At 71.1% G+C, this 25,570-nt stretch carries 22 protein-coding genes; 10 read left to right on the top strand and 12 right to left on the bottom strand.

Going from position 1 to position 25,570, the window contains the following annotated elements; genetic code table 11:
- Positions 1–62: 62 nt before the first annotated feature.
- Positions 63–2,924 (top strand): excinuclease ABC subunit UvrA, encoded by a 2,862-nt coding sequence (uvrA, locus tag QRX60_RS47245; RefSeq protein ID WP_285997985.1) that lies wholly within the window; start codon positions 63–65, stop codon positions 2,922–2,924.
- A gap of 7 nt (positions 2,925–2,931) precedes the next feature.
- On the opposite strand, the gene QRX60_RS47240 is transcribed toward uvrA, so the two are convergent.
- Complete coding sequence (locus QRX60_RS47240; RefSeq protein WP_285997984.1) at positions 2,932–3,516, bottom strand: fibronectin type III domain-containing protein; 585 nt, start codon at positions 3,514–3,516, stop codon at positions 2,932–2,934.
- 298 nt (positions 3,517–3,814) lie between these two features.
- Between QRX60_RS47240 and QRX60_RS47235 the strand changes: the two genes are divergently transcribed.
- From QRX60_RS47235 to QRX60_RS47220, 4 genes are all read left to right on the top strand, one after another.
- Positions 3,815–4,255, top strand: coding sequence for a COG4315 family predicted lipoprotein (locus tag QRX60_RS47235; RefSeq protein ID WP_285997983.1), 441 nt, complete (start codon positions 3,815–3,817; stop codon positions 4,253–4,255).
- 145 nt (positions 4,256–4,400) lie between these two features.
- Entirely contained in the window at positions 4,401–4,952 is a 552-nt protein-coding gene (locus tag QRX60_RS47230) for a sigma-70 family RNA polymerase sigma factor (RefSeq protein ID WP_286003842.1), read from the top strand.
- Entirely contained in the window at positions 4,949–5,668 is a 720-nt protein-coding gene (locus QRX60_RS47225; protein WP_285997982.1) for an anti-sigma factor family protein, read from the top strand. Before QRX60_RS47230 ends, QRX60_RS47225 begins: the two co-directional genes overlap by 4 nt.
- A gap of 1 nt (position 5,669) precedes the next feature.
- Positions 5,670–6,113 (top strand): SRPBCC family protein, encoded by a 444-nt coding sequence (locus QRX60_RS47220; RefSeq protein WP_285997981.1) that lies wholly within the window; start codon positions 5,670–5,672, stop codon positions 6,111–6,113.
- A gap of 106 nt (positions 6,114–6,219) precedes the next feature.
- Here the strand turns inward: QRX60_RS47220 and QRX60_RS47215 are convergent, their stop codons facing one another.
- Positions 6,220–7,644: an MFS transporter gene (locus QRX60_RS47215; protein ID WP_285997980.1), complete on the bottom strand. Its 1,425-nt coding sequence runs from the start codon at positions 7,642–7,644 to the stop codon at positions 6,220–6,222.
- Between the two features lie 105 nt (positions 7,645–7,749).
- Between QRX60_RS47215 and QRX60_RS47210 the strand changes: the two genes are divergently transcribed.
- Positions 7,750–8,151 (top strand): winged helix-turn-helix transcriptional regulator, encoded by a 402-nt coding sequence (locus QRX60_RS47210; protein ID WP_285997979.1) that lies wholly within the window; start codon positions 7,750–7,752, stop codon positions 8,149–8,151.
- A 110-nt stretch (positions 8,152–8,261) separates the two neighbouring features.
- On the opposite strand, the gene QRX60_RS47205 is transcribed toward QRX60_RS47210, so the two are convergent.
- Complete coding sequence (locus QRX60_RS47205; RefSeq protein ID WP_285997978.1) at positions 8,262–9,620, bottom strand: cation:dicarboxylate symporter family transporter; 1,359 nt, start codon at positions 9,618–9,620, stop codon at positions 8,262–8,264.
- Between the two features lie 158 nt (positions 9,621–9,778).
- Here QRX60_RS47205 and QRX60_RS47200 point away from each other — a divergent pair, with 158 nt between their 5' ends.
- Together QRX60_RS47200 and QRX60_RS47195 are read left to right on the top strand one after the other, a co-directional pair.
- The gene (locus tag QRX60_RS47200) at positions 9,779–11,353 is read left to right on the top strand and encodes a sensor histidine kinase (protein WP_285997977.1); all 1,575 of its coding nucleotides are present in this window, start codon (positions 9,779–9,781) and stop codon (positions 11,351–11,353) included.
- Positions 11,350–12,018 (top strand): response regulator, encoded by a 669-nt coding sequence (locus tag QRX60_RS47195; protein WP_285997976.1) that lies wholly within the window; start codon positions 11,350–11,352, stop codon positions 12,016–12,018. The genes QRX60_RS47200 and QRX60_RS47195 overlap by 4 nt, the downstream gene beginning before the upstream one ends.
- Positions 12,019–12,022: 4 nt before the next feature.
- Here the strand turns inward: QRX60_RS47195 and QRX60_RS47190 are convergent, their stop codons facing one another.
- Entirely contained in the window at positions 12,023–12,676 is a 654-nt protein-coding gene (locus tag QRX60_RS47190) for a hypothetical protein (protein WP_285997975.1), read from the bottom strand.
- A 63-nt stretch (positions 12,677–12,739) separates the two neighbouring features.
- Here QRX60_RS47190 and QRX60_RS47185 point away from each other — a divergent pair, with 63 nt between their 5' ends.
- Positions 12,740–14,494 (top strand): M64 family metallopeptidase, encoded by a 1,755-nt coding sequence (locus tag QRX60_RS47185; RefSeq protein ID WP_285997974.1) that lies wholly within the window; start codon positions 12,740–12,742, stop codon positions 14,492–14,494.
- On the opposite strand, the gene QRX60_RS47180 is transcribed toward QRX60_RS47185, so the two are convergent.
- The 8 genes from QRX60_RS47180 to QRX60_RS47145 all read right to left on the bottom strand — a co-directional run bounded on the left by QRX60_RS47180 (position 14,495) and on the right by QRX60_RS47145 (position 24,476).
- A complete protein-coding gene (locus QRX60_RS47180) occupies positions 14,495–15,865 on the bottom strand; it encodes a beta-N-acetylhexosaminidase (RefSeq protein WP_285997973.1) in 1,371 nt (456 codons plus the stop codon).
- Position 15,866: 1 nt separating this feature from the next.
- Positions 15,867–16,721, bottom strand: coding sequence for a carbohydrate ABC transporter permease (locus QRX60_RS47175; protein WP_285997972.1), 855 nt, complete (start codon positions 16,719–16,721; stop codon positions 15,867–15,869).
- Entirely contained in the window at positions 16,712–17,659 is a 948-nt protein-coding gene (locus QRX60_RS47170; RefSeq protein WP_408630184.1) for a carbohydrate ABC transporter permease, read from the bottom strand. Before QRX60_RS47170 ends, QRX60_RS47175 begins: the two co-directional genes overlap by 10 nt.
- Entirely contained in the window at positions 17,659–18,942 is a 1,284-nt protein-coding gene (locus QRX60_RS47165) for an extracellular solute-binding protein (RefSeq protein WP_285997970.1), read from the bottom strand. The genes QRX60_RS47170 and QRX60_RS47165 overlap by 1 nt, the downstream gene beginning before the upstream one ends.
- A gap of 79 nt (positions 18,943–19,021) precedes the next feature.
- On the bottom strand, positions 19,022–20,155 hold the full coding sequence (locus QRX60_RS47160) for a lactonase family protein (RefSeq protein WP_456298877.1): 1,134 nt from the start codon (positions 20,153–20,155) through the stop codon (positions 19,022–19,024).
- 42 nt (positions 20,156–20,197) lie between these two features.
- The gene (locus tag QRX60_RS47155) at positions 20,198–21,586 is read right to left on the bottom strand and encodes a GntP family permease (protein ID WP_285997968.1); all 1,389 of its coding nucleotides are present in this window, start codon (positions 21,584–21,586) and stop codon (positions 20,198–20,200) included.
- Entirely contained in the window at positions 21,583–23,178 is a 1,596-nt protein-coding gene (locus tag QRX60_RS47150) for an N-acyl-D-amino-acid deacylase family protein (RefSeq protein WP_285997967.1), read from the bottom strand. The genes QRX60_RS47155 and QRX60_RS47150 overlap by 4 nt, the downstream gene beginning before the upstream one ends.
- Entirely contained in the window at positions 23,178–24,476 is a 1,299-nt protein-coding gene (locus tag QRX60_RS47145) for an amino acid deaminase (RefSeq protein WP_285997966.1), read from the bottom strand. Before QRX60_RS47145 ends, QRX60_RS47150 begins: the two co-directional genes overlap by 1 nt.
- Positions 24,477–24,589: 113 nt before the next feature.
- On the opposite strand from QRX60_RS47145, the gene QRX60_RS47140 reads away from it, so the two are divergent.
- Positions 24,590–25,564 (top strand): sugar kinase, encoded by a 975-nt coding sequence (locus QRX60_RS47140; protein WP_285997965.1) that lies wholly within the window; start codon positions 24,590–24,592, stop codon positions 25,562–25,564.
- The last annotated feature ends 6 nt before the right edge of the window (positions 25,565–25,570 follow it).

Here is a 25,570-nt window from a genome sequence, read left to right as displayed (position 1 = left end):
CCCGTGCAGCCTGACACCGGGCCGGCAACCGCAGCTGAGAATGACACTGAAGGGACCCTGGCGTGGCTGATCGCCTCGTTGTTCGCGGTGCCCGCGAGCACAACCTCCGCGGCGTGGATCTCGACCTGCCCCGCGACAGCCTGATCGTGTTCACCGGTCTGTCCGGGTCCGGGAAGTCGAGCCTCGCCTTCGACACCATCTTCGCCGAAGGGCAGCGCCGCTACGTCGAGTCGCTCTCGGCGTACGCCCGCCAGTTCCTGGGGCAGATGGACAAGCCGGACGTCGACTTCATCGAGGGCCTCTCGCCCGCGGTGTCGATCGACCAGAAGTCCACCTCGCGCAACCCGCGCTCGACCGTGGGCACGATCACCGAGGTCTACGACTACCTGCGCCTGCTCTACGCGCGCGCCGGCAAGGCGCACTGCCCCAAGTGCGGCGAGCCGATCAGCAAGCAGACCCCGCAGCAGATCGTCGACCAGGTGCTGGAAATGGACGAAGGCGTCCGCTTCCAGGTGCTCGCGCCGGTGGTGCGCGGGCGCAAGGGCGAGTACGTCGACCTGTTCGAGAACCTGCAGCAACAGGGCTACGCGCGCGTGGTCGTCGACGGCACGGTCCACGCGCTCACCGACCCGCCGAAGCTGAAGAAGCAGGAAAAGCACCAGATCGGCGTGGTCATCGACCGGCTGAGCGTGAAGTCGAGCTCGCGCCAGCGGCTCACCGACTCGGTCGAGACGGCGCTGCGGCTGGCCGACGGGCTGATCGAGCTCGAGTTCGTCGACCTGCCCGAGAACGACCCGCACCGGATCCGCGGCTTCTCCGAGAACCTGGCCTGCCCCAACGGCCACCCCCTCGCCATCGAGGACCTCGAGCCCCGCTCGTTCTCCTTCAACTCGCCCTACGGCGCCTGCCCCGAGTGCACCGGCATCGGCATCCGCAAGGAGGTCGACCCGGAGCTGGTGGTCCCGGACGACGAGCTGTCGCTGGCCGAGGGCGCGATCGCGCCGTGGTCGGGCGGGCAGAGCGCGGACTACTTCATCCGGCTGCTGGAGTCGCTGTCGGAGACCATCGGCTTCCGGATGGACACGCCGTGGCGCCGGCTGCCCGCGCGCGCCCAGAAGGCCGTCCTGCACGGCGTCGACGACCAGGTGCACGTCCGCTACAAGAACCGCTACGGCCGCCAGCGCTCGTACTACGCGAGCTTCGAGGGCGTCATCCCGTTCCTCGAGCGGCGGCAGGAGCAGACCGAGTCCGAGTACATGCGCGAGCGGTACGAGGGCTACATGCGCGAGGTGCCGTGCCCGGCCTGCCAGGGCACCCGGCTCAAGCCGGAGATCCTCGCCGTCACGCTGGCGCACAAGACCCGTGGTGACATGTCGATCGCCGAGGTCTGCGCGCTGTCCATCGCGGAGGCTTCGCAGTTCCTCGACGAGCTGGAGCTCGGGCAGCGCGAGTCGATGATCGCCGGCGCGGTGCTCAAGGAGATCCAGGCGCGGCTGCGCTTCCTGCTCGACGTCGGCCTGACGTACCTCTCGCTCGACCGCGCGTCGGCGACGCTGTCGGGTGGCGAGGCCCAACGCATCCGGCTCGCGACGCAGATCGGCTCCGGTCTGGTCGGCGTGCTGTACGTGCTCGACGAGCCGTCGATCGGCCTGCACCAGCGCGACAACCACCGCCTGATCGAGACGCTGACCCGGCTGCGGAACCTGGGCAACACGCTGATCGTCGTCGAGCACGACGAAGACACGATCCGCTCGAGCGACTGGGTGGTCGACATCGGCCCGGGCGCGGGCGAGCACGGCGGCCACATCGTCCACAGTGGACCGTACAAGAAGCTGTTGAAGAGCAAGGAGTCCCTGACCGGCCAGTACCTGTCCGGGCGGCGGAAGATCGAGGTTCCGGCGATCCGGCGGCCGATCGACAAGAAGCGGCAGCTGACCGTGGTCGGCGCGCGCGAGCACAACCTGCGCGGCCTGGACGTCTCGTTCCCGCTCGGCGCCCTGGTGTCGGTCACCGGCGTCTCCGGCTCGGGCAAGTCCACGCTGGTGAACGACATCCTGGCGACGGTGCTGGCGAACAAGCTCAACGGCGCCCGCCAGGTGCCGGGCCGCCACACCCGGGTCAACGGCCTGAACAACGTCGACAAGCTGGTGCGCGTCGACCAGTCGCCGATCGGGCGGACCCCGCGCTCCAACCCGGCCACCTACACCGGCGTCTGGGACCACGTGCGGAAGCTGTTCGCCGCGACGACCGAGGCGAAGGTCCGCGGCTACCAGCAGGGCCGGTTCTCGTTCAACGTCAAGGGCGGCCGCTGCGAGGCGTGCGCCGGCGACGGCACGATCAAGATCGAGATGAACTTCCTGCCGGACGTCTACGTCCCCTGCGAGGTCTGCAAGGGCGCGCGGTACAACCGGGAAACCCTCGAGGTGCACTACAAGGGCAAGACCGTCTCGGACGTGCTCGACATGCCCATCGAGGAGGCGGCGGAGTTCTTCGAGCCGATCAAGGCCATCCACCGCCACCTGCAGACGCTGGTGGACGTCGGCCTCGGCTACGTCCGGCTCGGCCAGCCCGCGCCGACGCTGTCGGGCGGTGAGGCGCAGCGCGTCAAGCTGGCCAGCGAGCTGCAGAAGCGGTCCACCGGCAAGACGGTCTACATCCTCGACGAGCCGACCACCGGCCTGCACTTCGAGGACATCAACAAGCTGATCGGCGTGATCAACGGGCTGGTCGACAAGGGCAACTCGGTGATCGTGATCGAGCACAACCTCGACGTGATCAAGACCTCCGACTGGATCATCGACATGGGCCCGGAGGGCGGGTCCGGCGGTGGCACGGTGATCGCGGAGGGCACGCCCGAGCACGTGGCCGGTGTCGAGGCGAGCTACACGGGTCAGTTCCTGCGCACCGTCCTCACGCCCGAGTAACAGCGGCTCACCGCTCCTTCCCGGTGGTCTGGTGGACCACCGGGGAGAGCGGGCCGTAGTGCAGCGCCCGGAGGCGGTAGGTGGCCCCCGCCTCGCCGGGCAGCAGTGACAGCGCGCACGTCGTCGCGTCCGGGTCGGTCACCTCGACCGGGTCGAACGCCGTCGCGCCCGGCCGCCGGATCTCCAGCAGGAAGCCGGCTTCGTCCGCCGAGCGGTCGGCCCACGTGAACGTCACCGAGTCGCCCGACGCCACCGCGTGCAGCCCCGTCGCGTCCGCGGCCGCCGGCGCGCCCGCGGTCGTCTCCGCCGACACCGGGCCGGTGAACGGCTGCTCCCGGTAGTAGAACGGCGTCTCCGGGATCAGGTCCGGGTGGTGGTAACTCGTCGTGTGCGGGGGCAGGAACCGCAGCGTCGTCCACGGCCCGGCGGGGTCGTTCGCGTACTCGACGCGGTGCCCGTCGGCGTCGTCCGGCCAGTGCAGCACGACGTCGGTGGGCGACGTCAGCGAAGCCGTGAACGGCGGCGGCAGGGGAGCCGGGGTGGAGCAGCCCACGGCCAGCAGCGCCACGAAGACGAGGGGTTTCACGGACACGGCGGCTCCCGCGGCGATCGGGGGCGGCGGTGCGAACGTCGTCAGCTTAGGAACCCGTCCCGCACGGCGACAAGATCGTGCCGATCACCGGAACACACCAATCCGGCCTCGAACCGGCACCGAACCGTGCGAAACCCCGCTGAACCGTTTCGGGCAACCGTCCGTGTCTGAGGTGTCGAGGTCCGCCGGACGGCGGTGCCGCCCTCACCGAGGAGAGAACGTCATGAACCGTATCCGGACGGCAGGCTTGTGCGCCGCCGCGGTCGCTGTCGTCGCCCCACTGTCGGCCTGCGGTGACATGGCTTCCGGAACCCAGGGTCCCGAGCACGGGCAGCCCGGGCACGTGATGCTGGCCGCCACCGCGGTCGCGGGGGTCGGGGCGGTCGTCACCGACGCGGCGGGCAAGACGCTCTACCGGTTCGACAAGGACATGTCGACGCCGCCGACGTCCAACTGCGACGCCCAGTGCGCGACGACGTGGCCGCCGGCGCTGGCCGGGGAGGCCCCGCCGATGCTCCAGGGCATCCAGCAGAGCCAGGTCGGCACGCTGGCGCGCCCGGACGGCAGCAAGCAGCTCACGCTCAACGGCTGGGCGCTGTACGAGTTCTCGGGCGACAAGGCACCGGGGCAGATGAACGGCCAGGGCGCCAACGGCACCTGGTTCGCCATCGCGCCGGACGGCAGCAAGGTCACCGCGGGCGGTCAGGCCCAGCCCGCGGCCGGTGGCTCCGGCTACTGAACACCGACGGTTTCCGGGCAGAACGAGGAAGGACGGGCAGCCGATGAACACCATGGTCGCGCTGCGCTCGACCCACGCACCGCCGGTGGCGCTGCGGGTTGCAGTACTGTCCTCGCCGACTCAGAACACCGTCGGGAGGACGAGGGTGGCGATCGGAGGCAGGCGGCCTAAGAAGGCCAAAGGCGAAGACCTGATTCGGCAGTTGTACGCCGAACACGGCCGGAGCCTGCTGGCCTACGCGACGAGGCTGACCGGTGATCGGGCGGCAGCCGAGGACGTGGTCCAGGAGACGTTGGTCCGCGCGTGGAAACACGCCGACGACCTGCAAAACGACGGGAAGGGCTCGGTGCGCGGCTGGTTGCTGACCGTCGCGCGCAACCTGGTCACCGACCGGGCACGTGCCCGGGCGGCCCGGCCACAGGAGGTGGCCGAACCGGCCGAAGGAGTGCCGACACCGGCCGTCGAGCGCGATCACGCCCAGAGCGTGGTCGACTCGATGACGGTGCTCGGCGCGATGGACGGCCTTTCTAACGAGCACCGAGAGGTCCTGGTGGAGATCTACTACCGGGGACGGACGGTGGCCGAAGCGGCGAGAACACTGGGCGTCGCACCGGGTACCGTGAAATCAAGGTCGTATTACGCACTGAGAGCACTGAGAGCAGCGATGATTTCGAGCGGAACGGAGGTGGCGCGATGAACTCGGTCGACGAGAGTCACACGCAGCTCGGCGCGTACGCCCTCGGCGCGCTCGATCCCGGGGAGGCGGCCGACTTCGAGCGGCGGCACCTGCAGACCTGCGCGCAGTGCCGGTTCGACCTGAACGAGCTCGTCGCCCTGCGCGAGTCGCTCGACGAGGTACCGCCCGAGGCGTTCCTCGACGGGCCGCCCGAAGGCGGGGACCTGCTGCTGCAGAAGACCCTGCGGCGGGTGCGCGAAGAGGAGACGGCGGCGCCGGTCCGCTCGGGCCGTTCGTCACGCCGGGGCCTGGCCCTGGTCGCGGCGGCGGTGCTGGTGGTGGCCGCGCTCGGCGGCGGGATCCTGGTGGGCCGGCAGACGGCGCCGGACACCGGCATCGCCGCTCCGGTTGCTCCGCCGGACTCGCCTCCGGGCACGAAGAGCGTCGAAGGCCGTGATCCGACCACGGGCGTGCAACTGGCCGCGTCGGTGGCGCCGTTCCAGGGCTGGGTCCGGGTGAATGTCGCCGTGAAGGGCGTCAAGGCCGGGGAACAGTGCCTGCTGCAGGTCGTCACGAAGGAAGGCCAGGCGGTCACCGCCGGCAGCTGGAAAGTGTCGGAGAAATGGGAGAGCCAGGGCTTCTCGCTCGACGGGTCCGCGCTGGTGGCACCCGACGACGTCAAGTCGGTCGACATCGTCACGGTGGACGGCCGGAAGCTGGTCTCGGCCCAGGTGTGACGTGACGGGCGCACGCTACCGGTTCAGCAGCACGTGGCTGCTGCCCGGTACCGCGCCCGAGCGGGTGTTCGGCGTGGTCACCGACCTCGCCGGCTACCCGCGGTGGTGGTCGGACGTCCGCACGGTGCGCCGGGTGGACGACGACACCGCCGAGCTGATCTGCCGGTCCCGGCTCCCGTTCCGCCTGGTGGTCCGGATGCACCGGGACCACCAGGACGAGCGAGCGGGTCTGATGCGGGTCCGGTTGAGCGGCGACCTGGACGGGGTGCTGGCCGGAGCGGTCCGCGCGGCGGGCGCGGGCACGCTCCTGGAGATCACCCAGGACGTCCAGGCTCGCAAGGAGCTGCTGCGGCGGCTCGACGCGGTGGCCCGGCCGCTCTTCCGCGCGAACCACGCGCTGATGATGCGGCGGGGCCACCGTGGCCTGTCGGCCTACCTGGCGTGATCAGAACGCCAACTCGCGTGATTGAAGGGTCGACACGGCCGAGGAAGCCGTGTCGACCCTTCAATCACGTGTGTCGACCCTCTGATCACGCGTGTCGGCTTCTGGATCACGCCTGACCGGCGACGCAGACCTCGGGTTCCGCGGGAAGTGCGGTCGGGCGGGGGCGGCGGGCCAGTACCCCCGCTCCCAGGGCGACCGCTGCGATCAGGAAGCCCGCGCTGACCCCGTACGCCAGCCGGAACCCCGCCGCCAGTGCCTCGCGGTGGTCCGCCGAGCCGAGGCTCGCGGTCCGGGAGGCGGCGAGGGAAGCCAGCACCGCCGTGCCCAGCGCCGCGCCCACCTGCTGGGTCGTGTTGATCAGGCCGGACGCCACGCCCGCGTCGGCCGCGGCGACGTCCGACATCGCCAGCCCCATCAGCGCCGGGATGGCCGCGCCCGCGCCGAGGCCCATCACCAGCAGCGGCGGCAGGACGTCGGCGAAGTAGGAACCCGCGACCGAGACTCGCGTGAGCAGCAGCAGGCCTACGATGACCAGGCCCAGTCCGGACAGCAGCACCGTCCGCGGCCCCAACCGCGCCGCCAGCTTGTCCGCGAACCCGAGCGACGCCACCGCGATCACCAGCGGCACCGGCAGGAACGCGACGCCGGTCCGCAGCGCGTCGAGGCCCAGCACCTGCTGCAGGTACAACGCGGTGACGAACTGGAAGCCCAGCATCCCGGCGACCATCAGCACCATCACCAGGTTCGCGCCGGTCACCGCGCGGATCCGGAACAGCCGCAACGGCAGCAGCGGCGTGCGCGCCTTCGCCTGCCGCACCACGAACGCGGCCAGCAGCACGGCGGCCGCGACCAGCGCACCCCAGGCGTAGGACGAAATCCCGTACACGCCGAGCATCACCGCGGCGGTGACCAGCACCGCGCCGAGCACGTCCAGGCCGGCCCGCAGGCCCGGGCCGCGGTCGGCCTCGACCACGCGGACCGCCAGCACCAGCGCGACCACGCCGATCGGCAGGTTGACGAAGAACGTCCAGTGCCAGCTCAGCGCCTGCGTCAGCGCGCCGCCCGCGATGAGCCCGATCGACGCGCCCGCGGCCTGCGTGAAGCTGTACACCCCGATCGCCTTCGCGCGGGCCCGCGGCTCGGGGTACATCGTGACGATCATGCCGAGCACGACGGCCGACGCGAGCGCGCCGCCGACGCCCTGCGCGAACCGCGAGACGACGAGCACGCCGGCGTCGGTGGCCAGCCCGGCCACGAGCGACGCCGTCGTGAACAGGCCGAGCCCGCCGAGGAAGACGCGGCGGCGGCCGAACAGGTCGCCGAGCCGTCCGGAGATCAGGAGCAGGCCACCGAAGGCGACCAGGTACGCCGTGACGACCCAGGCGAGCCCGGCGGGCTTGAAGCCGAGGTCGGCCTGGATGGCGGGCAGCGCCACCGCGACGATGCTGCTGTCGAGCACGACCATCAGCGACGCGGCGCACAGCACCGCCAGTGCGAGGCCGCGGGAGCGGGTGGGGTGGTTCTCGGCCATGTCAGGCCCCTCCAGTCGAGTGTTCCACCTGGTCGTTGCCAGGGCACTTCTTGTAACAGTGCCCATCATGTGTGACCATGGGTGCGCCGGGAAGGAGGCACTTTCATGTCCCAGGGGAACATCGATGTACCCGTCCAGGTCACCGAGATCGACCCGGAAAAACTCGACGTCTGCACGGTGCTCGAGGTCATCAACCGGATCAGCGGCAAGTGGGCGATCGGCATCCTCCTGGAGGCGACGCGCGGCCCGGTGCGGTTCACCGAGCTGGAGCGCTCGGTCGAAGGGATCAGCCGCCGGATGCTGACGCTGACCCTGCGCAACCTCGAGCGCGACGGCCTCCTGGTCCGCACGATCTACCCGACGGTCCCGCCGCGCGTGGAGTACGAAGCCACGCCGATGGCGAAGGAGCTGTACCAGTCGTTGAACGGCCTGCTCGGCTGGGCGGAGCGGCATCGGGAGTCGATCGCCGCCGCGCGCGTCGTCTACGACGGCAAAGCCGCCTCCTGAAGCGGACACGGAAGCGGACATGGAAACGGGCCGCGGTGCGAAGTCGGGGAACTCGCACCGCGGCCCGCGTGGCTCGTGCTCAGCGGGGGCGTGAGCACGAACGTCGTGGGTCAGACCGGAATTTTTTCGGCTTCCGGCTCGGTTTTCGCGCCGTGGGCGTCGTCGTCGAGCATGGTGGCCTCGTCGAACGGATCGTGCCCGGCGAAGACCCGCTGAGCCTTCTCCCGGTCGAACTCCTTCGTCCAGTTTCCGATGAGGACGGTCGCCACGGCGTTGCCGGCGAAGTTCGTCAGCGCGCGGGCCTCCGACATGAACCGGTCGATGCCGAGGATGAAGCCGACGCCGTTGACCAGCTCCGGCCGGTGCGACTGCAGGCCGCTCGCCAGGGTCGCGATGCCCGAGCCGCTGACGCCAGCGGCGCCCTTCGACGCGATGATCATGAACGCGAGCAGGCCGATCTGCGCTCCGATCGACAGGGGTGCGTCCTGCGCGGCGGCGATGAACAGCGTCGCCATGGTGAGGTAGATCGCGGTGCCGTCCAGGTTGAACGAGTAGCCGGTCGGCACCGTGATGCCGACGACGGACTTGCTCACGCCGACGTGCTCCATCTTCGCGATCAGCCGCGGCAGCGCCGACTCCGACGACGACGTCGAGAGGATCAGCAGGAACTCGCGGCCGAGGTAGCGCAGCAGGTGCCAGATGTAGACGCGGGCGCCGAGCCACAGCACGATCCCGAGGATCACGAACACGAACACCAGGCAGGTCGCGTAGAACCCGATCATGATCACCGCGAGGCTCTTCAGCGCGGCCCAGCCGGTCGCGCCGACCACCGCGGCGATGGCGCCGAACGCGCCGACCGGGGCGGCCCACATGATCATCGCCAGGATCCGGAAGACCAGCCGCTGGATGTGCTCGATGCCGCGCAGGATCGGGGTGCCCTTCGGGCCGAGCTTCTGCAGCGCGAACCCGACGAGCAGCGCGACCAGCAGCGTCTGCAGGACTTCGCCCTCGGTGAAGGCGGACACGAGGGTCTTGGGGATGATGCCGAGCAGGAAGTCGACCGGGCCTTCGGCGCCGCCGGCGGACTTCTGGACGCTCTTCACGTCGGCCGGGTTGAGGTGCAGGCCGGTGCCCGGGTGCAGGATGTTGCCGACGACCAGGCCGATCGCCAAGGCGAAGGTCGACATGATGATGAAGTAGAACAACGCCATCAGACCGACTTTGCCGACCTTGGCCGCCTTCGCGACCGAGCCGACGCCGATGACGATGGTGCAGAAGATGATCGGCGTGATCATCATCTTGATCAGGTTGACGAAGCCGTCGCCGAGGGGCTTGAGGCCCTTGGCGAAGCCGGGGAAGAGGAAGCCCACCAGGATCCCGAGCGCGACCGCCACGATCACGGCCAGGTACAGGTAGTGGGTCTTGTCCCGCTTGCGCGGGGTGTCCTCGGTGGTCGGTGGGGTCGGCACCGTTGCCTCCAGCTCAGGGGTGTTCCAGGTTGCGGCACACTGTAGGCGCACTCCGGTGATCCGGCTCACTTGTGTTCATTGAGTTCGCGCGGCGGCCGGACCGTCCCCTTCGGACATCGGAGGAGCGCGTGTGCTGGTATGAGGAGGTGCCCCCGACGATGCGGTCCCGCTGGAGCCTGGCCCGTCAGCTGCTCGTGCTGCAGCTGGTGGTGCTCTGCGTGCTCGCCGGCGCCGGGATCACGTTCGCGTACCTGGACGCGTCGCGGGCGGTGAACGAGAACGCGCGCGACCAGGTCCGGGCGATCGCCCTGGCGGTGGCGGACGCGCCGACCGTCGCCGCCGCGGCGGCGACGGCGAACCCGAGCGCCACGCTGCAGCCGTTCGCGTTGCGGGTGCAGGCCCACACCCACGTCGACTTCATCACGATCATGAGCCCGGCCGGGATCCGCTACACCCACCCGACCCCGGCGCTGATCGGCCAGCACTACATCGGGACGATCGAACAGGCACAGCGCGGGCTGGACTACACCGAGACCTACACCGGCTCGCTCGGCCCGTCGGTCCGGACGGTCGTGCCGGTGTTCGGGCCGGGGCAGCGGGTGGTCGCGCTGGTCGCGGTCGGGATCACCGTCGCGGCGATCTCGGCCGAGCTGCGCGAACGGCTCTGGCCGCTGTTCGGCGTCGCCGGCGCGGTGCTGCTGGTCGGGGCGCTGGGCGGCTGGCTGATCAGCGCCCGGCTGCGGCGCCAGACCCGCGGGGTCGCGCCCGACGAGCTGAGCAACCTGTTCGAGTACCACGAAGCCGTGCTGCACTCGGTGCGCGAAGGCGTGCTGCTCGTCGGCCGGGACGGGCGGATCCGGCTCTGCAATGACGGCGCGCGCACGCTCCTCGGTCTCGACGCCGACCCGGTCGGGCGCGAGCTGGCGTCGCTGGGCCTGCCGGACGAGCTGGCGCAAGCGTTCGCGTCGGCCGAGAACCGGGCCGAGGAACTGCACCTGACCGACGCGCGCGTGCTGCTGGTCAGCACGACCGCCGTCCGCTCGGGCGGCCGCTCCCAGGGCACCGTCGTCGTCCTGCGCGACCACACGGAACTGCAGACGCTGACCGGGGAGCTGACCACCGCCCGCGGGCTGGCGGAGGCGCTGCGGTCGCAGGCGCACGAGGCGGCGAACCGGCTGCACACCGTCGTTTCCCTGGTGGAGATCGGCAAACCCGAGCAGGCCGTCGAGTTCGCGACTGCCGAGCTCGCGCTCGCCCAGGAGCTGACCGACCGCGTCGTCGGCGCCGTCGCCGAGCCGGTGCTCGCCGCGCTGCTGCTGGGAAAGGCCGCCGAGGCGAGCGAACGCGGGGTCGAGCTCACCGTCACCCCGGACACGGTGATCGACGACGCCTCGCTCGGGATCGCCGCCCGCGACCTGGTGACCATCCTCGGCAACCTCATCGACAACGGCATCGACGCGGCTGTGCGCGGCGGTGGCAAGCCGGCGGTCGTCGTCACCGCCCGGTCCGAGGACGGCGGGCTGCTGCTGCGCGTCACCGACAGCGGGCCCGGCGTCCCCGAAGACGCCGACATCTTCCGCCGCGGCTGGTCGACGAAGGCGGAGGACGGCCACGGGCTCGGCCTCGCGCTCGTCGGGCAGGCGGTGCGCCGCTACGGCGGCACAGTCGACCTCGGACGGGACGGCGGCGCGGTGTTCACCGTGCGGCTGCCGCGGCAGGAGGCGGACCGGTGATCCGCGTGCTGGTGGTGGAGGACGAGCCGGTGGCCGCCGAGGCGCACCGCGTCTACGTCGAGCGGCTGCCCGGGTTCTCCGTGGCCGGCGTCGTCCATTCCGGCGGCGAGGCGCTGCGGTTCTGCGAACGCGAGCCGGTCGACCTGGTGCTGCTTGACTTCTACCTGCCCGACACGCACGGCCTGGCGGTGTGCCGCTCCCTGCGCGCGGCCGGCCTGCCGATCGACGTCATCGCCGTGACGTCGGCGCGCGACCTCGGCCTGGTGAAGGCCGCGGTGTCGGTGGGGGTGGTGCAGTACCTGCTGAAGCCGTTCACGTTCGCCACGTTGCGCGAGAAGCTGGAGCGCTACGCGGAGTTCCGCGACGCGTCGGGCGAGGTGACCGGCCAGGCCGAGATCGACCGCGCGCTGGGGGCGCTGCGCACGACGGAGCAACCCCCGCTGCCGAAGGGAATGAGCGTCCAGACCCTGGAGGCGATCACGGACGCGCTGTCCGGCGCGGCGGAGGGCTTGTCCGCGGGCGCGGCGGCGAACGCGATCGGCGCCTCCCGCGTGACGGCGCGCCGGTACCTGGAGTACCTGGCGGACAACGGAATGGCGCACCGGGAGCCGCACTACGGCCAGGTGGGCCGGCCCGAGGTCTGGTACCGGCTCACCCGCGTATAACGGCTTACAGCCGGTCGGTCAGGAGCTGGGCGAGCTTGGCGTAGACCTCGTCGGTGAACGGGCGGACGTAGAGCTCGGCCAGCCGGGTCTGGCCGTGGGACTTCTTCACCACCAGCACCATGACGTCGCCCGAGTCGGCGCCGTCCAGCGAGCAGGTGCGGGTGGTGCCGGCCACTCCGCCGATCGGTTTGGCCGGGCCCTTGCAGTCCTTGGTCCACGCGGTGACCAGGGATGGGATCTGCCCGGTGCCCGGGACCACGGTGACGAACAGGTCGAGCAGTTGCCGGCCGCCGGTCCGGCTGGCGTAGGTGCAGTGGTAGGTCGTCGCGTCCTGCTGCGTGGTCTTCGCCTCCTCGACCGCGTAGGCGTCCAGGACGACGCCCATCGTGGCGCTCGATTCGGTGACGCCCAGGAACGGGCAGGCCGACGTCACCTCGGCCGGCGAGTTCGGCGGCGGTGGCTGCGGTGTCGTCGGCGGCTGCGAGCCCGGCCCCGGGCCCAGTGCGGGCGCGTCCGATGACGGCCCGGTCGTCGGCGGCTTGGCCGAAGCCGAAGCCGGAGTCGTGGTCTGCGCGACCGGCGCGGGCGCCGGAGCCGAACAAGCGGCCAGCAGGGCCAGTGCGCCGACAGCCGGCAGGATTCCCCCTCGATTCCCCATCCCCGCAGGATAGCCCGACTTCCGGCGGTTCCGGCGGCGAAAGCACTGCGGTAGACCGGGACGATGTCGAAGTGGGCCGGGTTCGCCGCAGCACTGTTGATCGCCGCCGGAATCGCCACCCCCGCACAAGCCGCCGAGCCGGCCGCGAGCGTCACCGCCGTCCAGGTGACCGGGCCCGTCGCCCAGCGGTTCACCCTCGTCGTCCTCGGGGACGGCTACACCGCAGCGGAACAGCCGAAGTTCTTCGCCGACGTCCAGCGGCACGTCAGCACCCTGTGGTCGCTCGAGCCGTTCAAGTCCTACCGCAGCTACTTCAACGTCTACGCCGTGTCGATCGCCTCGCCCGAGTCCGGTGTGGACTGTGACCCGTCGCTCGACGCACCACGCCGGGACACCCCGCTGAACATGGGTTTCTGGGGTGGCTGCACCGCCGCGAGCGTCCAGCGGCTGCTGACCGTCGACGACGACGCGGCCCAGCGGTACGCCGACCTCGTGCCCGGCACCACCCGCGCCAACCGGCAGATCCTCGCCCTCGCCAACAGCGGCACGTACGGCGGCGCGGGCGGCACCTACGCGACGGCGTCCGGCGGGAACGCGCTTTCCGCGCTGATCTCGCCCCACGAACTGGGCCATTCGCTCGGCGGCCTCGACGACGAGTACGACTACTACGCCCGCAACGTCCCGGGCGGCGCGTACGAAGGCGGCGAGCCGGACTCGGTCCACCACACCCTGCTGACCGAGCGGCAGATGCGCGACCAGCACGCGAAGTGGTGGCGCTGGCTGGGCGAGCCCAGCGAGTCGGGCGGCACGATCGGCCGCTTCGAAGGCGGGCTCTACACGCAGACCGGCGTCTGGCGGCCGAGCGAGCATTCGATGATGAAGACGCTCGGCTACGCGTTCGACCAGGTCGGCCGGGAACGGATGACGCAGCGCATCTCCGCCAAGGTGCCGCTCATCAGCGGTGGCACCGAGGCCGGGACGATCGGCGCCGACCGCGTCGTGTGGGTGCGGACGATGCACCCGGCCGACCACCGCCTCGACGTCACCTGGACCCTCGACGGCGTCCCCGTGCGCGGCTCGGACGCGCTCGACCTGCGACAGACGCACGTGAAGCCCGGCAAGCATACGCTGAGCGCGAAGGTGACCGACCCGACGCCGTTCGTCCGCGACCCGGCGGTCCGGCCGACGGCGACCCGCACGTGGACCGTCGACACGTCGGTGACCACCCCGCCCGCCGGCGGCCCGGCGGTGGTGGCGTCGACCCCCACCGCCCAGCCCGTCGGCGGTCACGACGTCGTCTACGTCGAGACCGGCGAGCCGACCGGCTCGATCCCGCAGGTCCGCTGGGCCCTCGACGGGAAGCCGGCCGGGAGCGGCCCCGACTTCGCCCTGAAGGAGTCACGCGGGTCGCACACCCTGACGGCGACGACCGGCGGCACGACGCTGACCTGGGCGGTCGACGCGGCCGGCCCGACCACGACGGCCGAGCTGCCGCCCGCGAAGGACAACGTCTTCCACGGTTCGTTCACGATGCGGCTGACGCCGTCCGACGGGCTGCCCGAGTTCCGCGTGGACGGCGACGGCTGGCACAAGTACTACGGCTGGCCCACCGACCCGAACGCGCCGTACCTGTTCACCACACGCGGCACGGAGATCGACGGCCTGGCGTACGGCAACCTCGGCTCCGGCGGCCTGACGGTGTCGCCGTTCGCGACGCGCATGCCGGGCTACGGGCGCCACCGCGTCGAGTACCGCTCGATCGACGCGGCCGGCAACACCGGCCCCACCCGGTCGTTCGTGGTGACGCTGCTGCCGTGATCAGCGCGGCCGGCCGGGCACGCCCGGCCGGGTCTGCCAGGGGCGCGGCCCGTCCAACGGCCGGTAATCGACGCCGAGCGCGTCCAGCCGCGGCAGGTGGTGGTCCCGCAGCCGCGGCAGGAACTCGGCGTAGTCCCGGTCCCCGCTGCTCCACGCCACCTCCGCGAAGGCCGACAGCCGCGGGAAAGCCATGTAGTCCACCCGCCGGACGTCGTCCAGGTGCTCGCTCCACACCTGGGCCTGCACCCCGCGCATCCGCGGCCCGGTCAACGCCGGCTCGTACGCGTACACGTCCTCCAGCGTGTGGACCCAGCCGACCGGGATCGGTTCGTCCGGGTGCTCGGCCTGCCGGTGGTCCAGGTACACGTGCTGCTCCGGGCACATCACCACGTCGTGTCCGGCCGAAGCCGCCCGCACGCCCGCCGACTCGTTCTGCCACGAGCCGATCACCATCGGCGGCAGGCCGGGGATGTCGAGGACCTCGTCCCAGCCCATCGGGGTGCGGCCGCGCGCCACGAGGTGCTCGGCCAGCAGCCGGACGAACTCGCGGTGCTCGTCGGTCGCGCCCGGGGTCTCGTCGCCGCCCAGCGCGATCACCTTCGACGGGAAGAGGTCGAGGAGGTGGTCGAACACGCGCCGGAAGAAATCCAAAGTGGACTCGGACGGGTCGAGCAGCGAAGTGCTGATGCCCCACTCGGTCCAGACTTCGTAGGCCGGCGAAGTCCCCAGCGAGGGGTAGGCCGCCAGTGCCGCCCGGGCGTGGCCGGGGATGTCGATCTCCGGCACCACGGTGATCGAGCGGGCGGCCGCGTACGCGACGATCTCCCGCAGGTCGTCGCCGGTGTAGAAGCCGCCGTGCGGGCGCCCGTCCTGCGCGCCCCCGCTGCCGGCCATCGACGACGGCCGCCAGCCGCCCACCGACGTCAACCGCGGGAACGCGGGGACCTCGAAGCGCCAGCCCTGGTCGTCGGTCAGGTGCAGGTTGAGCACGTTCAGCTTGTGCGCGGCCAGCAGGTCGACGAACCGCAGCACCTCCGCCTTGGTCCGGAAGTGCCGGGCGACGTCGAGCAGGCAGCCGCGCCAGCCGAACCGCGGGTGGTCCTCGACCACGCCACACGGGATCGAGGCTTCCCCACCGAGAGAAGCCGCGCGGAAGGCGTCCGGTCCCGCGAGCTGCCGCAGGGTCTGCCGCCCGTAGAACTCGCCGGCCGCGTCACCGCGGAACAGCACGATGCCATCCGAAGAGATCTCCAGCCGGTAGCCCTCCGCCGGCAGCGCTGCGTCCCGGACGTCCACAGTGGACGGCCACGGGCACGAACCCGGCGCCGGCGTCACCGAAACCGGACGGGGGAGCAAGGTGGCAAAAGACATGTCAGCCCTTCACGGCGCCGGCCATCCCGGACACCAGCCGTCGTTGCACGAGGACGAAGAACACCAGGACCGGGATCGTCATCAGGGTCGAGGACGCCATCACCGCGCCCCAGTCGGTGTCCTCCGGCTTGAAGAACACCAGGATCGCCTGCGGCAGCGTCTGGTTCTCGGTCTTGGAGATGATGAACGTCTTGGCGAACAGGAAGTCGTTCCAGGCGTGGATGAACGCGAGGACGCTCACCGCGACCAGCCCGGGCGCGACCAGCGGGAACAGGATCTGCCAGGTGAACCGCATCCGGGACGCGCCGTCGAGCTTCGCCGCCTCTTCGAGCTCCACCGGGACCGCGGCGACGAACCCGCGCAGCATCCAGATCGCGAACGGCAGGCTGAACGCCAGGTGCACCAGCACCAGCGAGCCCAGCTCGTTCAGCCCGAACGCCGGCGCGACGCCGCCGATCTGGCGCATCAGGAAGAACAGCGGGATGGTGAGCGCCTCCACCGGCACCATCTGGGCGACCAGGATCATCACCAGCAGCACGGTCCGGCCCTTGAACGAGAACCGCGTCAGGGCCACCGCCGAGAGGAACGACAGCACCAGCGACAGCGCCACGACCACCAGCGCCACGACGAGGCTGTTCATGAAGAACCGCCCGAACCCGGACACTGTGAGGACCCGGGAGAAGCTGTCGAACGACGGGCTGAGCGTCCACGGCTTCGGGTTCGCCGACTGGATCTCGCCCGGCGGCTTGACCGCCGAGAGCAGCATCCAGTACAGCGGGAACGCGACGATGCCGGCGATCACCACGGTGCTGACTTCGGCGATCAGCCGTCCGGGGCGGCGAACAGCTACAGCCATGCCGCGCTCCGGCGCTGAGACCGGACGTACAGCCCGGTGACCGACAGCAGCAACAGCGTCATGACGACTCCGATCGCCGAGCCGAGGCCGTACTCCTGCCCGGCGAAAGCCTGTTGGTACGCGTAGACGTTGAGGACCAGGTTGCGGCCGGCGACACCGCCGCCGTTGGTCATCACGTAGATCTGGGTGAACACCTTGAAGTCCCAGATGATCGACTGGACGGTCGCGATCATCAGCAGCGGCCGGACCATCGGCAGCAGGATCGCCCACGTCGTGCGCCACGTCGACGCGCCGTCGAGCGACGCGGCTTCGAGCACCTCGTCCGGGACGCCCTTGATCCCGGCGTACATCGTGACCAGCACGAACGGGAACGAGCACCAGATCACCTCGGCGGCGACCAGCCCGAACGCGCCGAGCGTGCCGAAGGTCCACGAGTGGTGCTCGAACGGCAGGCCGATCCCCGAGAGCACCTCGTTGACCAGGCCGAAGTCGGTGTCGAAGAGGAACAGCCAGACGTAGGAGCCCGCGATCGCCGGCGTCGACCACGCGCCCAGCGCGGCCAGAAACAGCAGGGCGCGGGGGAGTGCACGCACGCGGGTCGCCAGCACGGCGAGCCCGGTGCCGACGAGGAGCGAACCGACGACGCAGGCCGCGGCGAACCCGACCGTCTTGCCGAGCACGGTCCAGAACTGCACCTGGGACAGCAGGTCGGTGTAGTTCGCGAAGCCGAGGAACACCAGCGGCGCGTTGCCCGTGGCCTGAGGCTGGCCGTAGTCGTAGAACGAGATCAGGACCAGCTGGTAGATCGGGTAGGCCAGCATCGCCGCGAGCAGGATGCCCGCCGGGGCGAGGTAGAGCGCGGCGGCCCGGCCGTCCCCCTTCCGCCTCGGCTTCCGCGCGGGAGCCGTGACGGGAGGGGCTTCCTGGACGGTCACCACTAACCGAAGGCCTTGTTCATCGCCGCGGCGGCGTCGGTCAGGGCTGCCGACGGGTCCTTGCCGCCGGTCGCGATCTGCTGCACGGCCGTCGGCAGCACGTTCTGGCTGTCGATCTTCGACCACGCGGGCGTCGCCGGGACGAACTTGGTGCCCGCCTCGAGCGTGTCGACGAACGGATTGAGGAACGGGTCGTTCGCCGCGAGCTTCTGCTGCACACTGCTCAGCGTCGGCAGGTTCCCCATCGCCGTGTACATCTTCTCCTGGTACTTCGCGCCGCCGAGCAGCTCGACGAACTCCAGCGCCAGGCTGCGGTGCTTGCTCGCGTTGAAGACGCCCAGGAGGTTGCCGCCGGCGAACGCGGGGGCGACGCTGCCCGCGGCCGTGCCCGGGATCGGGACGACGGCGTACTTGCCCTTCACCGCGCCCTGTTCGACGGCCTTGCGGTTGAAGTCGCCGCCGATGGTCATCCCGGCCTTGCCGCCGGCGAACGCCGTGACGCTCTGCGTGCCGGTCAGGTTCGCGCACTGCGCCGGCGGGCAGATGTCGTCCTTGAGCAGGTTCGCGTACTGCGTCACGCCGGCCTTGGCCTGCTCACCGGTGACCGTCGACTTCCACTTGCCGCCCTCTTCCTGCGCCAGCTCACCGCCGTTGGCCCAGAGGAAGGGCAGCATCGCGTAGGTGTACTTGCCGCCGACGGCGATGCCGTAGAGATCCGGTTTGGCGGCGCGGATCTTCCGGGCGTCCTCGGTCAGCTCCGACAGCGTCGCCGGCGGCTTGAGGCCGAGCTCGGTGAAGACGTCGGTGCGGTAGTACAGCGCGCGGATGCCGGTGTACCAGGGCAGGCCGTAGGTCTTGCCACCGGACTTCGCGGTGTCCAGCACGGTCGGGATGAGGTCCTTGCCCTCGCCCCACGACGCGAGGTCGCCGGTCAGGTCGGCGAGCGCGCCGGTGGCGGCGTAGTTGGAGACGTCGGTGTTGCCGAACTCGGCGACGTCCGGGGCGCTGGCCGGGTCGGTGAAGGCGCCCGAAAACTTGTCGGCGCGGCCCTCGACCGGCACCCACTGGACGTCGACCTCGACGCCGGAGTGCGCGGCCTTGAACTCGGTGATGGCGTCCTTGACCGCGGCCTCCTTCGGCGCGCGGTTGGCCTCGTCGAACAGCCAGACGCGGACGGTGCCGGTCTTCTCGTCCCCGCCGGAGCCGGCGGGCGCGGACTGGGTGGGCGCGCAGCCGGCCAGCAGGGCCAGCCCGGCGACGACGGGCAGCGTGCGGCGCAGTCTCATGACGGATCCTCCAGTGAGTGCCCGTCGTGAGTGGTAATTGGGGTTCTAACCCGAATTACCACTCACGACAGGGTGGGGCTCAGGCGAAGTGGACGGAGTTGACGTCGGGCACCGCGAGGCTGCCGGCGACGGCGCCGGGCAGGCCGGTGGCCGGATCGCGCGGCAGCCAGGTGACGGTGCCGGAGCGCTGGTTCGAGACGTAGAACCAGTTCTCCCCCGGGGCGAGGGCGACGTGCCGCGGCCAGTTGCCGCCACTGGACACAGTGGACACCAGCTGCAGGCTCTCGCCGGCGACCGAGAACGTCGCCAGCGTGTTGGGGCCGCGGACGGTGGCGTAGGCGAACTTCCCGTCCTTCGACAGGGCGATCTCGCCGGGGTAGAGGTCGCCGGTGCTGCCCGGCGGCACCGCCGGGACGACGGAAAGCGCCTTCAGCGTGCCGGTGGCCGCGTCCCAGCTCGCGACCGTCACCTCCGGGCGCAGCTCCTGCAGGATGTAGGCGAACGTCCCGGTCCTGTCGAACGCGAGGTGCCGCGGCCCGGCGCCGGCCGGCAGCTTCAGCTGCTGGTGCAGCGCAAGCTTCCCGGTCGCGACGTCGAGCGCGTAGACGTACACCGAATCGGCGCCCAGGTCGACCGACAGCACCCAGCGCCCGGTCGGGTCGTTGACGACCTGGTGGGCGTGCGCCTGCCCGGAATCGGCCTGGTGCGTCACCAGGTCCGTGGCCGCGCCGAGCTTGCCGCCGGCCAGGATCGGCAGCACGACGACGCTACCCGAGCTGTAGTTCGCCGCCAGCACGTACTTCTGGCTCGAATGCACGCTCAGGTGCGTCGGCGCGCCGCCCTTCGACGAAACCTTGTTGAGCAGCCGGGGATTCGCGGCATCGGCGATGTTCAGCGCCGAGACGAACCCGTTCGGGTCACCTTCGTTGGTGACGTACAGCGTCTTGCCGTCGGCACCGCGGTCGAACCACGACGTGTCGGTGATGCCCGGCACCGTGCGGACCGGGCCCAGCGTGGCGCCCGACCGGCTCGAGACGTCGAGACCGTGGCCGCTCGCCCCGCTGGTGTAGCTGCCGATGTACACGGTTCCGCCGGCGATGCAGCCCTTCGCAGTGGTGGCCGCGGTGGCGAACTGCGCACCGAGAACGGTCGCGGCACTGGCCCCCGCGGCGGCGCCGAGGAACGTACGACGGGAAAGTCCGGTCATCGTCATTGTCTCCCAACGGGTTCGGGCGGCGGCTCCCTCCAGTATGGTCTAGACCACGGCCATGAGCAATGCCGAAACCGCGAATCCGGACACGGAAAGCACGGTTTCCAGCGCGGTCCAGGACTTGATGGTCTGCGGCACGGAGAGGTTGAAGTAGCGCGAAACGATCCAGAACCCGCCGTCGTTGACGTGCGAGGCGATGATCGAGCCGGCGGAGATCGCCATCACCAGCAGGGCCAGCTGGATCTGCGAGTACCCCAGCTGTGCCACGGCCGGGCCGAGGATGGTCGACGTGGTCACGATCGCCACGGTCGCCGAACCCTGCGCGATGCGCATGCCGCAGCTGATCACGTACGCCGCGATGATCACCGGCAGCCCGGCGTCGTGCAGCGAGTCGGCCACGGCCTTGCCGATCCCGGTCGCCGAGAGCACCCCGCCGAAGAACGCGCCCGCGCCGACCACCAGCAGGATCATCGCGACCGGCCGCAGCGACTTGGCCGCCAGCTCGTTGAGGTCCTTGCCGGTGAGCCCGCGGCGCAGGCCGAGCAGCCAGGACGCGAGCAGGACGGCGACGGTCAGGGCCACGGCCGGGGTGCCGATGAACGCGGCGACGCCGGCGAGCGCGGAGCCCTTCGGCAGCCAGATGCTGCCGAACGTGCCGGCCAGGATCAGCACCAGCGGCACCGCGATGATCGAGCCGACCAGCGCCAGCGACGGCGGGTTCTCCTCGCGCTCGCCCTCCTCCTCGGCGAAGACCATTTCCTCGGGCACGCCGACGTCGATGCGCTTGCCGATCCAGGTCGCGTAGAGCACACCGCCGACGAGGAACGCCGGGACGCCGCAGGCCAGGCCCATCAGGATGATCCAGCCGAGCTCGACGTGCAGCAGGCCCGCCGCGGCGACCGGGCCGGGGTGCGGCGGCAGGAAGGCGTGCGTGATCGACAGGCCCGCGATCAGCGGCATCGCGTAGAGCACCAGTGAGCGGCCGCCCTGCTTCGCGGCGACGTAGACGAGCGGGGCCAGCACGAAGATGCCGATGTCGAAGAACACCGGGATGCCGAAGATGAACCCGGCGACGCCCATGGCGAGCGGCGCCCGCTTCTCGCCGAACGACCGCAGCAGCGCGCCGGTGAGCACCTTGGCGCCGCCCGAGCGTTCCAGGATCGACCCGAGGATCGTGCCGAGCCCGATGATCGCCGTGATGTGCCCGAGGATCCCGCCGAACCCCTTCTCCAGCAAGGAGTCCGCCGACTTCTGGGCCGAGCCGACGATGGTGCCGACCGGCAGGCCGGCGGCCAGCGCGGTCAGCAGGCCGACGACGATCAGCGCGATGAACGGCTCCAGCTTGAGCTTGATGATCAGCACCAGCAGGACGGCGATCGAGACGGCGGCGAGCGTCAGCAGCCCGCCCGTGGTGTGTTGCAGCCAGTGGATCATCGGGCTCTCCGGGGGTTGCGCAGGGAACGGCCGGCGAGGGCGCCGGTGGGACGGCCGTCGTCGAGGGCGGCGACGCCGTTGACGAACACGTGGGTGATGCCCGCGGCGGGCTGCCGAGGGGCGTCGAAGGTGGCGGTGTCGGCGACCGTGCCGGGGTCGAACAGCACCAGGTCGGCGGCGTAGCCGGCGCGGACGAGCCCGCGATCGGTCAGCCGCAGGCGCCGCGCGGCCCGCCCGGTGAGGTGGGCGACGCACTCGGCGAGGTCCAGCACGCCCAGTTCGCGGACGTACCGGGCGAGGTAACGGGGGAACGTGCCCCACGCGCGCGGGTGCGGCCGGGCGCCGACCAGGAGGCCGTCGCTGCCGCCGGTGTGCGTGCGGTGCCGCATGATCGCCTGGACGTTCTCCTCGTGCCCGACGTGCATCAGGCACGACGTGCCGAGCTTCTCGTCGAGCAGCGTGTCGAAGTACAGCGCCGCCGGTTCGACGCCGGCGGCGCGCGCCGAACCGGCGACACTGTGCCCCACCAGGTGGGCGTTGCGGTCGTTGCGGACACCGTTGATCTCGATGGCGTCCCAGTCGATCGGGACGCCGTGCGCACCGTCCGAACCGGACTCTTCGATCTCGGCGCGGATCCGCTCGCGTTCGTCCACATCGGACAAGCGGGCGAGCGTCGCGTCCAGGCCGCCTTCGGTGGCCCAGCTCGGCAGCAGCGCCGAAAGGTAGGTCGCGCCCGGCAGGTACGGGTAGGTGTCGAGGCTGACGTCGCAGCCGTCGTCGAGCGCGTCGTCCAGGAGCTTCAGCAGGTCGGGTGCTTTTCCTTTGTTCACCGAGAAGTTCATCGTCGCGTGCGCCAGGTGCAGCGGGCAGCCCGAGCGACGCGAGACGTCGATCATCTCGGCGAACGCCTCGAGCGCGCCCTTGCCGTAGCTGCGGTGGTGCGGGCTGTAGAACCCGCCGCCCTCGGCGACGACCTTGCACAGCTCGACCAGCTCGCTCGTCTCCGCGTACATCCCGGGCGTGTAGGTGAGACCCGACGACATGCCCATCGCGCCCTCGGCGAGCCCGGTCGCGACGAGCTCCTTCATCCGGGTCAGCTCGGCGTCCGTCGCGGGCCGGTCGTCGAACCCGACGGCGAGCATCCGGACCGTGCCCTGCGGCACCAGGTAGGCCGCGTTGACCGCGATGCCCTGGTCCAGGCGGTCGAGGTACTCGCCGACCGAGCGCCAGTTCCAGTCGAAACCGGCCGGGTCGTCGTTCCACCCGGCCAGCTGCTGCCGCAACGCTTCCAGGACGGCGTCGTCGACCGGCGCGTACGAGAGCCCGTCCTGGCCGAGCACCTCGGTCGTGACGCCCTGGGTGATCTTGGCCGGGTGGTCCGGGTTGGCCAGCAGTTGCAGGTCGGAGTGCGAGTGCATGTCGATGAACCCGGGCGCGAGCACCAGGCCGTCGGCGTCGATCGTCCGCCCGCCGGTCAGCGAACCCCCGTCGGCGACCTCCGTGATCTTCCCACCGCTGATGCCGACGTCGTGGCGGGCGACGGGCTCGCCGGTGCCGTCGGCGACCAGCGCGTTCTTGACGACGACGTCCATCAGAACCACGTCCGCACGAGGTCGACGACGGTTTCGCCGTCGGCGGCGGTCACCGGCAGCAGTGGCCACTTGTCGAACACCGTGCACGGGTGGGACAGGCCCAGCCCGACCCAGTCGCCCACCTCGATCGGGGAGCCGGCGGGCAGCGTGAGGAACGCGTGCTGGTCGTTCATCTTCGCGACGACGTGACCTTCGAGCGGCTCGGCGGGCCCGTTCGGGGTCCGCCTCAGCTGCGGTTCGGGCATGCCCTCGTCGAACGACGCGTCGCGCTTGCCGATGGTCAGCAGCGCGAGGGTGTCCGACGGCTTCGACGTCACCTGCGCCCAGGCGCGCAGCGCGGGCCGGAACGACTCGACGCCGTCGATGCGCGGGTGGTCGCCGAGCGGGGAGATCTCGCGGTAGAAGCCGTCGTCGTGGGTGACGTACGCGCCGCTGCGCAGCACCGGCAGCACGTCGAGGCCCTCCGGCCACGGCTTCGTCAGCTCGTTCGCGACTTGGTCGAAGTACGCGCTGCCGCCGGCGGTGACGATGATCCGGCCGTCGAGCATTCCCTTGTCCGCGAACGTGATCGCGAGATCTCGCAGGCCGTCGACGTAGGAGCTGATCTTCGCGAGCGCGGCCTCGTCGGTGTCGTGGGAGAGCGCGCCTTCGTACCCGCCGGTGCCCCGCAGCCGCAGTGCCGGGCTCGCGTGCACGGCTTCGGCGACGGCCAGCGCGGTCGCGGTGTCGCGAACCCCGGTGCGGCCGCCGTCGGCACCCAGTTCGAGCAGGACGTCCACCGGGCGCCCGGTGCCTTCCAGCGCCGCGGTCATCAGCTCGACACCGCGGACCGAGTCGACCCAGCAGACGAACTCGAAGTCCGGGTCGGCCGCCAGCTCGGCGGCCAGCCAGCGCAGGCCCGACGGGTCCAGGAACTGGTTGGCCAGCAGGATCCGGGAGACGCCGAACGCGCGGTAGATCCGGAGGTGCCCGGCGTTCGCGCAGGTGATGCCCCACGCGCCGTGCTCGATCTGGCGGGCGAACAGCTGCGGGGCCATGGTCGTCTTGCCGTGTGGGGCGAGCACGACGCCGCGGGCGGCGCACCACGCGGCCATCGTCCGCAGGTTGTGCTCGAGGGCGTCGTCGTCGAGGACGACGAAGGGCGCGAAGAACCCGTCGGTGAACAGGTTCAGCCGCCGGTCCGCGGCTTCGGTGAGCGTGAGCCCGGTCAGTGCGGGGGCAGCCGAGCGGAAGCGCCAGTCGATCCGCTCGTCGCGGAGGGCGGCGAGCGCGGCGGGGTCCATCAGGCAAGGGTTCATCGGCGGCGACCTCGGTTGCGTATGTTGCAACGACTGTTGCGCATTTTGAGTGCCATAGGTGTAGCATCCGGGTCGCCACAGGTCAACGGGGTGACGGACAGGGGAGACGGAAAGTGACGAGCGGGCCCGAGGTGCTCTGTGTCGGCGAGACGATGGCGCTGTTCGTGCCCGCCGAACCCGGCCCGCCGGACGAGGTGAAGCACTGGCTGCGCACCATCGGCGGTGCCGAGTCGAACGTGGCCTGCCACCTGCCGGCCCTCGGCGTGCCGAGCGGCTGGGTGAGCGCGGTCGGCGACGACCCGTTCGGGCGCGCGATGCTCCGGGAGATCGCCGCCGCGGGTGTCGACGTCAGCGCGTGCTCCGTCGACCCGGTGCGCCCGACCGGGCTCTACATCAAGGAAAGCGGCGCCGGCGGCAGCCCGGTGCGCTACTACCGGGCCGGCTCGGCGGCGTCCGGGATGGGCCCCTCGGTGCTGGATCGGCTCGATCTCGACGGCGTCCGCGTGCTGCACCTGTCCGGCATCACGCCCGCGCTGTCCGAGAGCTGCCTCGCCCTGGTGCGCGCCCTGCTGGAGCTGCCCCGCGGCGACCGGCTGATCTCGTTCGACGTCAACCTGCGCCCCGCGCTGTGGGCGGGCCGCGACCCGCGGCTGCTCGCGGAGCTGGCCGGGCAGGCCGACATCGTCCTGACCGGCGACGACGAGGCCCAGCACGTCTGGGGCACAGGCGACCCGGCCGAGCTGCGGGCGCTGCTGCCGGGCGTGCGCACCCTCGTCGTCAAGCACGGCGAACGCGGCGCGACACTGGTCGAAGGGGAACCGCTGTTCGCGCCGGCGCTGCGGGTCGACGTCGTCGAGCCGGTCGGCGCCGGGGACGCGTTCGCCGCGGGTTTCCTGGCGGCGACGCTGCGGGGCGCCGAACCCCTGGCGCGGCTGCGGCAGGGCCACCTGCAGGCCGCGGCGACCCTGCTCACCCACGACGACGTCGGGGTGCCCCTGCCGCGCACGGTCGTGGATAGCCTGCTGCGGGCGGATCCGGACGAGTGGCGTTCGGCCCGGCTGACCGGAGAGGGCGTGGTGCGCACGTGAGGGAGC

Origin of the sequence: Amycolatopsis mongoliensis, assembly GCF_030285665.1 — a bacterium.
GTDB lineage: Bacteria > Actinomycetota > Actinomycetes > Mycobacteriales > Pseudonocardiaceae > Amycolatopsis > Amycolatopsis mongoliensis.
Note: the sequence above shows the minus strand (reverse complement) of the source record. Positions and strands in the feature narration are given on the sequence as shown.

Coding starts and splice junctions, on each gene's coding strand:
- QRX60_RS47215 (WP_285997980.1), bottom strand. CDS start 7,644: ATGGCCGAGAACCACCCCACCCGCTCCCGCGGCCTCGCACTGGCGGTG.
- QRX60_RS47145 (WP_285997966.1), bottom strand. CDS start 24,476: ATGAACCCTTGCCTGATGGACCCCGCCGCGCTCGCCGCCCTCCGCGAC.
- QRX60_RS47200 (WP_285997977.1), top strand. CDS start 9,779: ATGCGGTCCCGCTGGAGCCTGGCCCGTCAGCTGCTCGTGCTGCAGCTG.
- QRX60_RS47155 (WP_285997968.1), bottom strand. CDS start 21,586: ATGATCCACTGGCTGCAACACACCACGGGCGGGCTGCTGACGCTCGCC.
- QRX60_RS47235 (WP_285997983.1), top strand. CDS start 3,815: ATGGCTTCCGGAACCCAGGGTCCCGAGCACGGGCAGCCCGGGCACGTG.
- QRX60_RS47165 (WP_285997970.1), bottom strand. CDS start 18,942: ATGAGACTGCGCCGCACGCTGCCCGTCGTCGCCGGGCTGGCCCTGCTG.
- QRX60_RS47150 (WP_285997967.1), bottom strand. CDS start 23,178: ATGGACGTCGTCGTCAAGAACGCGCTGGTCGCCGACGGCACCGGCGAG.
- QRX60_RS47185 (WP_285997974.1), top strand. CDS start 12,740: ATGTCGAAGTGGGCCGGGTTCGCCGCAGCACTGTTGATCGCCGCCGGA.
- QRX60_RS47225 (WP_285997982.1), top strand. CDS start 4,949: ATGAACTCGGTCGACGAGAGTCACACGCAGCTCGGCGCGTACGCCCTC.
- QRX60_RS47180 (WP_285997973.1), bottom strand. CDS start 15,865: ATGTCTTTTGCCACCTTGCTCCCCCGTCCGGTTTCGGTGACGCCGGCG.
- QRX60_RS47190 (WP_285997975.1), bottom strand. CDS start 12,676: ATGGGGAATCGAGGGGGAATCCTGCCGGCTGTCGGCGCACTGGCCCTG.
- QRX60_RS47210 (WP_285997979.1), top strand. CDS start 7,750: ATGTCCCAGGGGAACATCGATGTACCCGTCCAGGTCACCGAGATCGAC.
- QRX60_RS47160 (WP_456298877.1), bottom strand. CDS start 20,155: ATGACGATGACCGGACTTTCCCGTCGTACGTTCCTCGGCGCCGCCGCG.
- QRX60_RS47175 (WP_285997972.1), bottom strand. CDS start 16,721: ATGGCTGTAGCTGTTCGCCGCCCCGGACGGCTGATCGCCGAAGTCAGC.